12 protein-coding genes and 2 pseudogenes are annotated in these 12,481 nt (G+C 70.3%); 9 read left to right on the top strand and 5 right to left on the bottom strand.

Annotated features, from left to right (window positions below):
- Nucleotides 1-134: 134 nt before the first annotated feature.
- The 3 genes and pseudogenes from AB0N14_RS35670 to AB0N14_RS35660 form a co-directional block, all read right to left on the bottom strand.
- Nucleotides 135-1,004, bottom strand: a pseudogene (locus AB0N14_RS35670) (transposase family protein); the annotation flags it as partial.
- Nucleotides 1,005-1,076: 72 nt separating this feature from the next.
- Nucleotides 1,077-1,670, bottom strand: coding sequence for a GNAT family N-acetyltransferase (locus AB0N14_RS35665; RefSeq protein ID WP_366029850.1), 594 nt, complete (start codon nt 1,668-1,670; stop codon nt 1,077-1,079).
- A gap of 388 nt (nt 1,671-2,058) precedes the next feature.
- Nucleotides 2,059-2,298 (bottom strand): hypothetical protein, encoded by a 240-nt coding sequence (locus tag AB0N14_RS35660; RefSeq protein WP_366029849.1) that lies wholly within the window; start codon nt 2,296-2,298, stop codon nt 2,059-2,061.
- Between the two features lie 1,632 nt (nt 2,299-3,930).
- Between AB0N14_RS35660 and htpX the strand changes: the two genes are divergently transcribed.
- Together htpX and AB0N14_RS35650 are read left to right on the top strand one after the other, a co-directional pair.
- Nucleotides 3,931-4,854 (top strand): zinc metalloprotease HtpX, encoded by a 924-nt coding sequence (gene htpX / locus AB0N14_RS35655; protein WP_366029848.1) that lies wholly within the window; start codon nt 3,931-3,933, stop codon nt 4,852-4,854.
- 6 nt (nt 4,855-4,860) lie between these two features.
- The gene (locus tag AB0N14_RS35650) at nt 4,861-5,445 is read left to right on the top strand and encodes a hypothetical protein (protein ID WP_366029847.1); all 585 of its coding nucleotides are present in this window, start codon (nt 4,861-4,863) and stop codon (nt 5,443-5,445) included.
- A gap of 22 nt (nt 5,446-5,467) precedes the next feature.
- On the opposite strand, the gene AB0N14_RS35645 is transcribed toward AB0N14_RS35650, so the two are convergent.
- Nucleotides 5,468-5,731 carry a hypothetical protein gene (locus AB0N14_RS35645; RefSeq protein ID WP_366029846.1) on the bottom strand — a complete coding sequence of 88 codons (264 nt, stop codon included), beginning with the start codon at nt 5,729-5,731 and terminating at the stop codon, nt 5,468-5,470.
- A gap of 143 nt (nt 5,732-5,874) precedes the next feature.
- On the opposite strand from AB0N14_RS35645, the pseudogene AB0N14_RS35640 reads away from it, so the two are divergent.
- Nucleotides 5,875-7,045 (top strand): annotated as a pseudogene (locus AB0N14_RS35640) (winged helix DNA-binding domain-containing protein).
- 102 nt (nt 7,046-7,147) lie between these two features.
- Here the strand turns inward: AB0N14_RS35640 and AB0N14_RS35635 are convergent.
- Nucleotides 7,148-7,456: a hypothetical protein gene (locus AB0N14_RS35635; RefSeq protein ID WP_366029844.1), complete on the bottom strand. Its 309-nt coding sequence runs from the start codon at nt 7,454-7,456 to the stop codon at nt 7,148-7,150.
- 164 nt (nt 7,457-7,620) lie between these two features.
- On the opposite strand from AB0N14_RS35635, the gene AB0N14_RS35630 reads away from it, so the two are divergent.
- The 6 genes from AB0N14_RS35630 to AB0N14_RS35605 all read left to right on the top strand — a co-directional run bounded on the left by AB0N14_RS35630 (nt 7,621) and on the right by AB0N14_RS35605 (nt 12,455).
- Nucleotides 7,621-7,980, top strand: coding sequence for an arsenate reductase family protein (locus tag AB0N14_RS35630; RefSeq protein WP_366029843.1), 360 nt, complete (start codon nt 7,621-7,623; stop codon nt 7,978-7,980).
- A gap of 136 nt (nt 7,981-8,116) precedes the next feature.
- Nucleotides 8,117-8,821 (top strand): hypothetical protein, encoded by a 705-nt coding sequence (locus AB0N14_RS35625; protein WP_366029842.1) that lies wholly within the window; start codon nt 8,117-8,119, stop codon nt 8,819-8,821.
- Between the two features lie 557 nt (nt 8,822-9,378).
- Nucleotides 9,379-10,407: a glutamine synthetase gene (gene glnII, locus AB0N14_RS35620; protein ID WP_366029841.1), complete on the top strand. Its 1,029-nt coding sequence runs from the start codon at nt 9,379-9,381 to the stop codon at nt 10,405-10,407.
- A gap of 150 nt (nt 10,408-10,557) precedes the next feature.
- Nucleotides 10,558-10,680 (top strand): hypothetical protein, encoded by a 123-nt coding sequence (locus AB0N14_RS35615; protein ID WP_366029840.1) that lies wholly within the window; start codon nt 10,558-10,560, stop codon nt 10,678-10,680.
- Between the two features lie 110 nt (nt 10,681-10,790).
- Complete coding sequence (locus AB0N14_RS35610) at nt 10,791-11,372, top strand: winged helix-turn-helix domain-containing protein (protein ID WP_366029839.1); 582 nt, start codon at nt 10,791-10,793, stop codon at nt 11,370-11,372.
- Nucleotides 11,373-11,432: 60 nt separating this feature from the next.
- Nucleotides 11,433-12,455, top strand: coding sequence for an SDR family oxidoreductase (locus AB0N14_RS35605; RefSeq protein WP_366029838.1), 1,023 nt, complete (start codon nt 11,433-11,435; stop codon nt 12,453-12,455).
- Nucleotides 12,456-12,481: the final 26 nt, after the last annotated feature.

Here is a 12,481-nt window from a genome sequence, read left to right as displayed (position 1 = left end):
CGGCCATGTAGACGGGCCGGTTGGCGACCTGCCCCTCCCTGATCTTCACGTTCACACAGTCGATGAAGACGACCGGGTAAACCGGGCGGTTTCCACTGATCGTTGCGAATCAGCGGCAGGCGAGTTCGATGCGCGGATCGGTCGGAGACGAGTGAGGCGATCGCGAGATGGGTCTCGGCGTAGGTCTCGCGGCGTCCGGTAAATCGCCGCAGGGTTGCCCACTGGCGGAGTTCGGCGTTGGTGTGCTCGACACAGATCCGCGCCGAGGACTGGCGCCGCCGCACTTCCCGCCAGGCGTGCTTGTCACCGTCGCACGCCTCGTCCCTGGGCTTCTTCGGCGGGGCGCTGACCTGGCCGGGGAACTCCTTGGCCAGCCCGAGGTAGCCGGAATCGACCTTCGCCTTCACGCCGGGATGGGTACGGAACTGCTCGGCGATGCCCTCGGTGCGCACGGCGGTCTGGTCGTGCATCCGGCCCGGGCGGACCAGGCCGGACAGCAGCAGGCGGCCCTGGTGGTCGCTGAACGTGGTGGTCTTGATGGTGTTCTGCTTGCGTTTGCCGGAGACGAACGCCCGGCGCCCGGGGCGGCCGGCCTGCGGGCGGCGGACCTGGGTCTCAGCCCCATCCAGCCGCAGCTCAACGCCCTCCGCCTCGGCATAGGCGAAAACGTCCTCCAGCGTCTTCAGCCGCAGGCCGGGCCGGTCGGGCACGGCGAAACCACGGGCTGCCAGCAGCGGGCGGACCTGACGGATGGCCGCGGAGACGGTGGAGCGATCCACCTCGAAGAGCTCGGCGAGCACCACGTGCGGCAACTGATGGCGCAGATGGACCAGGGTGACCAGCAGCCGATCGAGGAAGACCAGCTTGGGCTTTCGGCCGGCACCCTCCGCCCGCCGACGCTCCCCGCCCCGGGCCTCGCGGAGCGCGGACTGCCGTGCGGCCTCCCACGCACTGGCGAGCTCGGCCAACAACTCACCGAAATGCGCGCGTGAGACACCGGACAGGGCAGGATGGGAACAGGCCGCACGGGCCCAGGTCAGCTTCACAATCACCCAACCCGTGGGGCCCTTTTCATGTCACGGGCCGACCGGGTCACCCGCCATGTCCGCCGAGGCCGTACGCCGCTTGGCCTGGATCGCGTCTGCCGGGACCTCGAAGACGATCGCGAGCCCGTCGCGCTCGTTCCCCTGCTCGCCGACGCGCGTGAAACCGAAGCCCGCGATGGTGGCCAGGGAGGCGGTGTTGTCGGAGCCGATCCTGGCCCGCACGGTCCTGACACCGGGTTCGGCGGCGGCCCTGACGAGCAGCGCCCTCAGCATGGCGCGGGCATAGCCCTGGCGGCGATATCCGGGCACGACGGTGTAGCCGACCTCGACCATGCCGGCCTCGTCCGGTGGCCCGTGGAACCCGGCGTCGCCGACAACGGCCCCGTCCGGCTCGGACACCGCTGCCCGCGTGATCCAGGGCGCGGCAGACGGGTCCTTGGCGAGCTGGTCAGCGCGACAGCCGAAGATCCAGCGGGCCCGGTCGCAGACGAAGTATTCGTCAAGGGCGACCCCGGCCTCGGCGCTGCCGCCGGCGAGGTCACCGTCGGCAAGCGCCCGCAGAGCCTTCGCGCTGAGCTCGACGAAACGGACGCGTTTGGAGATGGAGAGAGGTTCGTGATTCATCGCGAAGATGTTCGCCCCAGCACCGCAGGGCTGTCCATCGCTTTACGGCCTCGGCGGACGTGATGATCACCCGGTCGGTCCGTGACGTGAGCAGGGCCGCACGAATGCCGTGCCCGAACTCGTCCTCATCCGCGACACCGCTCACCAATCCCCCACCAGCCGAGCCGGCAGATCAGCACGACTGAAACTCAAATTCCCCCGAGACCGTTAGTGGCCGGACCCCATCAGTGTCCCTATGTCCCATTGCATTGCATCGCATTCCATGGCTAGTGAATGAAATGAGATGCAATGCAATGGGACACGGGAGCGGGGCCGGGCGGCCGATGGAAAATCACCCGCGCCTGAGCGTCCGGCTGTCGGCGGTTGCGCTCAGAAACGGCGCAGTTCCTCAGTCCAAGACCAAGTACTCGTCGTAGGCGCCTCCGATGCAGACGTACGTGTCGAGGCCGTACCAGGTGTACGTCTCGTACTTGGGGACGCCGCCGGCTTCACGGCACTCTTGGGCGGAGATGTACCCCTTGGGGGGCAACGGTTCGGGGTTGGGAGTGGCGGCGACAGCAGTGCCGCTGAACGCGACGAGGGCGAAGGAGCAGGCCGCCAGCGGGGCGAGGATTCGGTGTGTGCGCATGATGCCCTCCACTCGAACAGGCGTCAGGCTAACGAGTGTGCGTACTGTCGTCGGCCTTGGCTTCCGCTGCTAGTCCGACCGGGTGACAGCTCGACGGAGTGAGGGTCCGGTGTTTGAATCGAACATGTGACCGAGTTGCCGCCTGATGCGCCCCGCCTTCGGGCAGGCCCTTGGTTCGCGTCGGGTACCGTGCTGAGCGCTCGGATCTCGCAGTGGCGACGCAGGGGGTCGGCGTGCGTGGGCTAGCTATGGCGGGGCGAGCACTCTGGGTGCTCGGCGAGGTGCTCCTATGCGTATTCGTGATCATCATGATGCTGTTCGATGCTCTTACGTTCGCGATCAGCTACGGTTCGCCACTGGGCACCTACACGGGCCAAGAGGACGAGAGAGTGGTCGCGGTTCGGACGCTTCTGGTCCTGGTCATCCCCGGCGCCTTGCTGACTTGTGTCCTGCTTTGGGTGGAGATGCGCAGAAGGCGCAGGCGGCGGACATCCGCCGGTGGTCGCTTCCCAGTCGGGGCCGTCGCTGGGCCGTCCGACGCGGACCGGCGTTGACAGACGATGACAACTGACGAACACGTCGGCGCACGCCAGAGGGATGCCGCCTCAAGGGGCCCGAGGTGAGAGCCTGGCTGCACCACTTTCCAGAAGAACTGAGCCCTAACGGTGGATGGTCAAATACTTGTCCGGCGTAGCCACCAGGGCCACTCGATGGGTGCGAAGGGGTCTTGGATCGACTGGGCGTATCGGGTGGCGTCAGGTTGGCGCAGGAGAGTGCGCAGCTTTCGACGGTGCTTGCCGGGGAGGGCCAGGCAGGCCCTCTCGATAAGCCTTCTCCCTGACTCAATCCGGGTGGCCTCTTCGTAGCAGGTCGGCTGATCGCCCCAGCGCGGACCCCGTCGCTTTCCTGTGGCCTTCCACGCTCGGAACGCATAGGCCACAGCGCCGGGTTCGAGACCATACCGACGCTCGAAGTCGCGGATCTTGCGCTGAGTAGAGAGCGGCAACCCGTGGAACGCTGGCGTCGCGCTCCGACTGGCGAGCCAGGGGCGGCGGCGGGGCTGAAATGCTGCTCTTACGGTGGCCGGCGACCGGCGAGGCATGGCGCTTCCAGGAGTGATGTCTGCAGCCAAGTTACTTGCGGTACAGCAGCGAAGTACAGCAACCCCCGTGCCCGCGACCGACCGCCACCAGCCTCGGGCGACCAGCTGACGTGCCCGGCAGACCTCAGCGACCGTCACGCCCATAGTTCGCATCGAGAGGCAACCTCCGGGCGCCCCGCTCGGGCCGTCTCCGGGCCGTGCGGGGGTGCTCAACGACAACCAACGCTGACAACCACGACAGCTAAGTCGCAGGTCGCAGCGTTGATCGATGACACGGCCGCAGGTCAGAGACCCGGCCCCTCACTACTTCGACGTGTGAGCCGGCCGCTGCCGCAGCACTGACACGGAGCCCCGTCCCCGCCCCCGGGTGGAGACGGGGCTCCGTCGTTCCCCCAGGACCTCCCGGAGAGATTTCAAGAGGCACTTTTTGCCTGCCATGGAGCCGTTCGGAACCGGTTCATGGGTCGGGTTGGGCGCACAATGGGGATGGGACGAGTGCCTTACTGCGGGGTACTGCGGGGTGATGCACGATGCGGAGCCGGTTCCAGAGCGATCGGCGGCTGACCGTCCGGATGACGGTCACGCTGTTTCTGCTCGGATTGCTGTACGTGGCGTTCGTCGCCGCGTTGATCGCGTTGCTGAAGTCCTGGGTGCTGGTCGTCGTGATCGCGGCGGCGGCACTGGGCGCGCAGTACTGGTTCTCGGACCGGATCGCGCTGTACGCCATGCACGGGCGGATCGTGGAGCGCGAGGAGTATCCCAAGCTGCACGGTGTGGTGGACCGGCTGTGCGCCGTGGCCGACATGCCGAAGCCGCTCGTCGCCGTCTCCGACCTGGACATGCCGAACGCGTTCGCGACCGGCCGCAACCCCGATCACGCCGTGCTGTGCGTGACCACCGGGCTGCTCAGGCGGCTGGAGCCCGAGGAGCTGGAGGGTGTGCTCGCGCACGAGCTGTCGCACGTGGCGCACAAGGACGTCGCCGTGATCACCGTGGCGTCGTTCCTCGGGGTGATCGCCGGACTGATGGTCCGGTTCGCGTTCTACTCGGAGCTGTTCGGCGGGCGGGGCCGCAAGGACCAGAACACCATCGCCGTCTTCGGCGCCGTCATGGGGATCTCGGCGCTCGTCTACGCGATCAGCTTCCTGCTGATCCGGGCCCTGTCCCGGTACCGGGAGCTGGCCGCGGACCGCGCCGCCGCGCACCTGACCGGGCGGCCCTCGGCACTGGCGTCCGCGCTGACCAAGGTCACCGGGGACATCGCCCGCATCCCCACGCAGGACCTGCGGACGGCCCAGGCGTTCAACGCCTTCTACTTCACCCCCGCCTTCGGTTCCGACCCGGGCATCTCCCGTCTGTTCTCCACGCACCCGACCCTGGAGCAACGGCTCGAGCAGCTCGCCCGTATCTCCGCGGAACTCGGCGAGGCGGCAGCGCCGGGAAAGGCGGGCTGAGCGCCGATGGGGTTCCTGGACATCCTGCTCGGCCGTACGAAGCCGGTGGCACCCGACCTCGACCAGCTGTTCGCCCTGCCGTCGGCGGCGATCACCCTCGAGGCCGCCGCCGGGTTCACCCCGACAGGGACCGGCGCGGTCTGCTTCGCCACGGTGGAGGGTGGCGTCTTCACCCAGGCCAACCAGGAGGTCCAGGCGCTCCTGGACGCCGACACCGACCGCACCGGGCCACCCGTCGAGCTGCAACGGGACGACTACGGCTACTCGTGGCTGGTCTCCCGCCGCACCCCCGACCAGCTGTCCGCCCTGGTCAACGATCTGCACGCGGTGAACAGCGCGATGGAGGTCAACGGCTTCGGCCCCCAGCTGCTGTGCTCGGTGGCCGGCTTCCAGGACACCAGCGGGCGGCGGCTGGGGCTGGTCTATCTGTACAAGCGGGGAACCTACTATCCGTTCGCGCCGCTCGCCAGGCAGGGCGAGCGGCGCGACAACGCGCTGGAACTGCAGATCAAGGCGGCTCTCGCGAACGATCTGCGGATCGAGCAGGACCTCGGCCGGTGGTTCCCCATCTGGGGCGCGCCCGGCCTGTGACGCCTGCTCCTCCTCGCGCTTCCTACTTGCCGCCCTCCTGACGGCGGGCCTCGAAGGGGCGCTCGCGGCGGTAGCGGCGCTCCCACTTGGCCTGCTGGTCACGGCGCGCGCGGTACTCCTGGTAGCTGGCTGCCGAGGCCGGGGCCCCTCCGGTGCCCGCGGAGGACGAGCCGCGACCGTACCGCACGTACAGGACGAACAGTGCTATGGCGGCGAGCCACCAGATGTGGTTGCCGAATCCGAAGAGGACGAGGACGACGGTTCCGGCAAGGATGATGGTGCCCATGACGCCCTCCTTCGCTTGGGTGAGTGGTTGTGCCACGGGGGATTCGATGGGGTGCCGGGGATCTGGGACCCCATCGGATGTGTGTCCAGCGTAAGGAAGCGGTCACTGCGAGTGCATCTGCTTTTCGATCCGAGGGAGACGGCATGGGCGGCGGAGGGCGGCACATCGGGACGGTGGAGCGGCGGGCCCGGCTCGCGGTGCGGCACCGGCTGGGTGCCGGGTCGCGGGCGGTGACGCCCGAGGAGGTCGCCGGGTCGCTGGTCGCGCTGCACGGCACGGATCCGGCCACGGTGTACCTCGCCGTCGGGGCGCGCCTCGCGGACGCGGACAAGACCGTGGCGGAGGTCGAGCGGGGCTGTACGAGGACCGGACGCTGGTGCACGGCATGCGGCACACCGTGTTCGTGTTCCCGGCCGAACTCGCCGCCGTGGTGCACGCGTCGACCGGCCTGGTGAACGCGGCGAAGGCCTGCGCCGCGCTGGTCAAGGACATGGTGTCCGGAAGCGGTGGCCGGCTGACGGCTCAGTGGCTCGCGGAGGTCGAGGCGTCGGCGCCGGCCGCTTGGCCCGGCCCGGTCATGCGACCGTCAGCGAACTCACCCGGGACGAGCCTCGGTTGAAGGAGCAGTTCACCTACGGCGCGGGCAGGAGCTACGAGGCCCCGCACACCGTGTCGTCGCGGCTGATGCGCGTCCTCGGTGTCGAGGGCCGGGTCGTCCGGGGTCGCCCGCTGGGTGTGTGGACGTCGTCGCAGTTCCGTTGGGCCATCGCCCCGCCCCACCCCGAACTCCCGCCCGCGGAGGCCCAGCGGGAGCTGCTGCGACGCTGGCTGGCGGCCTGCGGGCCGGCCACGGAGGGGGACCTGAAGTGGTGGACCGGCTGGAGGGTCACGGAGGTGCGCCGGGCGTTGACGGCGATCGGGGCGGTACCGGTGACGCTGGACGGCGGGGCGACGGGGTATGTGACGCCGGGCGACGAGGAGCCGCCGCCGGCCGCCGAACCGTGGGCGGCCCTGCTCCCGGGCCTGGACCCGACGGCGATGGGCTGGCAGGACCGTGACTGGTAGGCAGCGCCAATGTCGGCCCGACGGTGTGGTGGGACGGCCGGGTGGTCGGGGGGTGGGCTCAGCGGGCGGACGGTGAGGTCGTGTGGCGTGTGCTGGGCGGGGAGGGGCTCGGGCCGGGAGGCGTACGAGGCGATCGAGCTGGAGGCGGCCCGCCTGGGCTCGTGGCTGGCCGGCACCCGGGTGACGCCGCGATTCCGGACACCGCTGGAGAAGGAGCTGTCCGACCGACCCGGTCCGTCCGGCAATTGAGGACGAGGCCGTTCGGGCCGACCGGGGTTCTGGGGCGGAGCCCCCGGGGACGGCTCCCCCGACGCCGGGTGCCCACCAGCAAGAGGGCACCCGGCGCCACGCTCAACGGCTGTATCGCATCAGCGCCCGCACCATGTGGCACGTCGTGTCCGACGGCGGCCGTATCCCGACCCGCTCCGCCGTGCTCCGTATCGTCTCGTTGTGCGCCTGGTTCGGTACGTACACGCCGGAGTCGAGCAGGGCGATGGCGAGGCGCATCGCCTTCAGGCGCCGGTTGTGCGTGACGTACCACTCGCGCGGCCGCCCCGGCGGGAGCGGTCGCTTGGCCGTCGGTGCGTACGGCAGGTCCATCGGGACCGGCCGCCGCGCCGTCGACCGGGTCGTCTTCGGCTGGGTTGCGGCAGCGGGCACAGGCATCCTCCTGTCGCGGTCAGGGAGGTGCCGGACACCCCGGCGCCTCCCTCGAACACTGCTCCTATTTTACTGCCCCCCACTGACAAAAGCCCCTGGCCACAGGGCATTTGAGCCAGGTTGTGACATGGGTGAGAAGGGGTGCGTCGGCTACCGTGTGAGGCATGGAGATCTGGATCAACCCGGCCTGCTCGAAGTGCCGCAGCGCCCTCACCCTGCTCGACGCCGAGGGTGCCGACTACACCGTGCGCCGCTACCTGGAGGACGTGCCGACCGAGGACGAGATCCGCGAGGTCCTCGACCGGCTGAACCTCGAACCCTGGGACATCACGCGCACCCAGGAGGCCGACGCAAAGGAACTGGGCATGAAGGAGTGGCCGAGGGACGCCGCGTCACGCGACCGCTGGGTGCGTGCGCTCGCCGAGCACCCGCGGCTCATCCAGCGGCCGATCATCACCGCCGACGACGGTACGGCCGTGGTCGGGCGCACGGAGGAGGCCGTACGGGACGCCCTGTCCCGCTGACGCCCACTCCCCTGTGACCTACGTTACTTCGCTGACTCCTGTAAACCGCTGAGTAACTCCGTTCGGTATCTCGTACATAGCGGCGTACCTATCGCGTCCGGTCGCCACTGACGGCGGCCGGGGACAGGAGGCGCGCATGTCGCGTAGGAGAACCCTCAGTCCCAAGAAGAAGATCGCGCTGGCGGTCACCGCCGTCGCCGTGGCCGGCAGTGGGGCCTTCGCCCTCGCCGCCACCTCGAACGCGGCGAACGTGCAGAACGCGTCGACCTCGACGGTCTGTCAGGGCCTGGCCACCGCGCTCGGCAACAACGAGTCGTTCATCGCCGCGCAGAAGGCCAACCCGGACGCCCAGTCGGCGGCGCGGATCGCCAACCGCGAGGCGGTGGTCGCCGAGATCAAGCGGAAGCAGGAGGCATCCGGCTGCCAGGTCGGGGAGTCGATCCAGGCGGGTGGATCGGGATCGGCGCAGTCCGGCGGCGCCGCGCAGGCCGGGGGGTCGGCTCAGGACCCCCAGGCCTCGCAGGCCGCCACCACCGCGCCTGCCACGACCGCGCCCGCGAACAACACGGGAGGCGCCGGCACCTCGGCTTCAGGCCAGCAGGTCTGCAAGGGCTCCACGGTGACGCTCTCCGGTGAGGGCGGCGCCCCGGCCGCGTCCAGCAACCAGTTCCCGGCGGGGACGACCCTGAAGGTCACCAACCTGGACAACAACAAGTCCACGACGGTGAAGGTCACCTCCGTCTCCGGCAGTTGTGTCCTCCTCAACAACGCCGCCTTCGAACAGGTCCGCGAACCCGGCAAGTTCCTGATCCGCCGCGCCCTGATCGAGAAGGTGGGGTGAGGCCGGCGCTTCAGTAACTCCAGGAGGCGGCACGTCACGTGGCACGGTCCCGCTGTTCGCGACCACGAGCAGCAGGACCGGCACGCGGGGCGAGCGCGGCGCGGCGGCGCTCGGACGCGGGCCCGTGACCGGTTTCCGGGTCGGGAAGCCGACGGTCGCCTCCTGGAGCCGCGGCCGCTCCGGGTGGAGCGGCCCTGAGGTCGGCCACCGCACGGGGGGCGGTGGCCGACCTCACGTGTGCTGAGCCTCGGCTCAGCGACGAGGTCGATGGCGTGCTCGCCAGGGGTCGATGGTGTACGCGGCAGGGGTTGACGGCGTACTCGCCGGGGGTCGATGGCGTACGCACCGGAAGGGGACGGACCGGTCACCGAGTGACTCCCGGCACGGGAGCCCCCGGTAACACGGGGTTCACATCAGAGCAATGGCCAGGAAATCGCCTGTTGACAAGCTGCCGGGCATCACCCGGCGCCCCGTTGCGGCAGCGCCGCGCACCCGCACGACCTCTGCGACTGCGCTGTCGACCGCGCAGTCGAGACCACCCCCGAAGGATGTGGCCCGTGACCTTCAAGGCTGAGTACATCTGGATCGACGGCACCCGGCCGACCGCCAAGCTCCGCTCCAAGACCAAGATCCTGGCCGACGACGCCAAGGGCGAGGAGCTGCCGATCTGGGGCTTCGACGGGTCCTCCACCAACCAGGCCGAGGGCCACTCCTCGGACTGCGTGCTCAAGCCGGTCTTCTCCTGCCCCGACCCGATCCGCGGCGGCGACGACGTCCTGGTGCTGTGCGAGGTCCTCGACACGGACATGACCCCGCACGCGTCCAACACCCGTGCCGCGCTCGCCGAGGTGGCCGAGAAGTTCGCCGCCCAGGAGCCGATCTTCGGTATCGAGCAGGAGTACACCTTCTTCGACGGCTCGCGTCCGCTCGGCTTCCCGGAGGGCGGCTTCCCGGCTCCCCAGGGCGGCTACTACTGCGGTGTCGGCGCCGACGAGATCTTCGGCCGTGAGGTCGTCGAGGCGCACCTGGAGAACTGTCTGAAGGCGGGCCTCGGCATCTCCGGCATCAACGCCGAGGTCATGCCCGGCCAGTGGGAGTTCCAGGTCGGCCCGCTCTCCCCGCTCGAGGTCGCCGACCAGCTCTGGGTGGCCCGCTGGCTGCTGTACCGCACCGCCGAGGACTTCGGCATCTCCGCGACCCTGGACCCGAAGCCGGTCAAGGGCGACTGGAACGGTGCCGGTGCGCACACCAACTTCTCGACCAAGGCGATGCGCGAGGGCTACGACGCCATCATCACCGCCTGCGAGGCGCTGGGTGAGGGCTCCAAGCCGCTCGACCACGTCAAGAACTACGGCGTCGGCGTCGAGGACCGCCTCACCGGCCTGCACGAGACCGCCCCGTGGAACGAGTACTCGTACGGCGTCTCCAACCGCGGCGCCTCGGTCCGCATCCCGTGGCAGGTCGAGAAGGACGGCAAGGGCTACATCGAGGACCGCCGCCCGAACGCCAACGTCGACCCGTACCTGGTGACCCGCCTCATCGTCGACACCTGCTGCACGGCGCTGGAGAAGGCCGGCCAGGTCTGATCGGCTCCACACAGCTCCCGGAAGGGGCGCCCGCCGTCGTGGCGGGCGCCCCTTCCGCGCGTCGGGGGTGCGTGGGCACGCCGGGAAAAAGAGCGTCCAAGAGTGAGAGGAGGCTCCTGTCACGGGCGTGTGTCTGCTTCAATGAGAGCCATGGCCAGCTTCCAGAAGTTCAGCGCGACGGGTCGCCGTGACCTCGAGCCCTTCTGGCCTTCCCGTCAGCACCACGACTTCGACCGGGTGTGTTGTCGCGCGAACACCGCGCGGGCCCTGTAGAGCCGTACACCCGGCAGCCGCACCCCGGCACAGCCGTCCTTCCGGCCTTCGGCCAGCGCGCACGACGTACGTCCCCCGACGAACTCCTCGCGCGAAAGAGCTGACCTCTCATGGCGACCACTCGTTCTCTCTCCACCGCCGCCCTCACCACCGCCACCCCGCCGAACGGCTCCGCACGGCACCGGCTGCGTGCCGTCGACCGGGACGAGGCCGTCGACGTGGCCGACTTCCTGCCGCCGGGCGCCACCTGGCTGCCTGCGCCCCCGCACGCGCTGCCGAGCCTGCCGGGCCGCCCGCCGATGATCGGCTACCTGGTGCTCGTCCCTGCCGACCAGCAGCCCCCGTTCCCGCCCGTCGCGGTGCCCGACCAGCCGGACACGGAACAGGCCGTGGGCGCGGACCCGCTCGTCCGCGTCGACACCGGCCGGCGCACCGCCGAGGTGGACGGGCGGCCGCTCGACCTGACCTATCTGGAGTTCGAGCTGCTCGCCCACCTGGTGGCGCACCCGCACCGCGTGCACACGCGGGACCAGCTGGTGACCACGGTGTGGGGCTACGGCCACGTGGGCGACGGGCGCACCGTCGACGTCCACATCGCCCGGCTGCGGCGCAAGCTGGGCGCCGAGCATCGCGAGACCATCCGGACGGTGCGGCGCGTGGGCTACAAGTACGTGCCGCCGACGGGCCGCTGACCGTCTGCTGACGGCAGATCCCCGTTCCCTCCGGCCGTCCGAACGGGCAGAGTCACCGGCATGAGGCTTCTGGTTCTGGGTGGTACGGAGTTCGCGGGACGGGCCGTCGTGGAGGCGGCCCTCGGGCGCGGCTGGGACGTGACCGTCTTCAACCGAGGGACGCACCGACCCCCGGCCGGTGTGCGGTCGTTGCAGGGCGACCGCACTGCGCCCGACGGGCTCGCCGCCCTCGTGGAAGGCGAGTGGGACGCCGTCGTCGACACCTGGTCGGCGGCGCCCCGGGCCGTGCACGAGGCGGCGCGGCTGCTGCGGGGCCGCGCCGGGCGGTACGTGTACGTGTCGAGCTGCTCGGTGTACGCCTGGCCCGCGCCGGCCGGGTACGACGAGAGTGCCCCGCTGGTCGAGGGCGCCGAGCCGGACGCCGGCAAGACCGACTACGCGCGCGACAAGCGGGGCGCCGAGATCGCCGCCGTCGCGGCCTTCGGCGCGGACCGCTCCGTGCTCGTACGGGCCGGGCTGATCCTCGGCCCGTACGAGAACGTCGGCCGGCTGCCGTGGTGGCTGACCCGTATCGCCCGCGGCGGGCCGGTCCTGGCGCCGGGGCCGCGGGAGCTGCCCCTGCAGTACGTCGACGTGCGCGACATGGCCGAGTGGATCCTCGGGGCGGCGGAGCAGAAGCTCAGCGGGCCGTACAACATGATCAGCCCGCAGGGGCACGCCACCATGGGCGAGCTGCTCGACGCGTGCGTGGACGTGACCGGTGCGGCGGCGGAACTGCGCTGGACCGGGCCGGAGGTGATCCTCGACGCGGGGATCGAGCCGTGGACGCAGCTGCCGGTGTGGGTGCCGCCGGGCAGCGACATGCACGACTCCCTGCACTCCGCCGACGTCTCGCGGGCGCTGGCGACGGGCCTGAGCTGCCGTACCGTCGGGGAGACCGTCGCCGACACCTGGGCGTGGCTGCGGGACATCGGTGGCACGGCGCCGATGCGTCCGGACCGCACCCCGAAGGGGCTCGACCCGGAAGTGGAGGCGAGGGTGCTCGCGGGCCTGTCCGGGGGTGTACCTGACACCACCCCCTGACGGGGGCTCGACCCCGTGACCTCGCC

The sequence above is a fragment of the Streptomyces sp. NPDC051104 genome, from assembly GCF_040682835.1.
Taxonomy (GTDB): Bacteria; Actinomycetota; Actinomycetes; order Streptomycetales; family Streptomycetaceae; genus Streptomyces; species Streptomyces cynarae.
The sequence above is the reverse complement of the archived record's forward strand: the minus strand, read 5'-3'. Positions and strand labels throughout refer to the sequence as shown.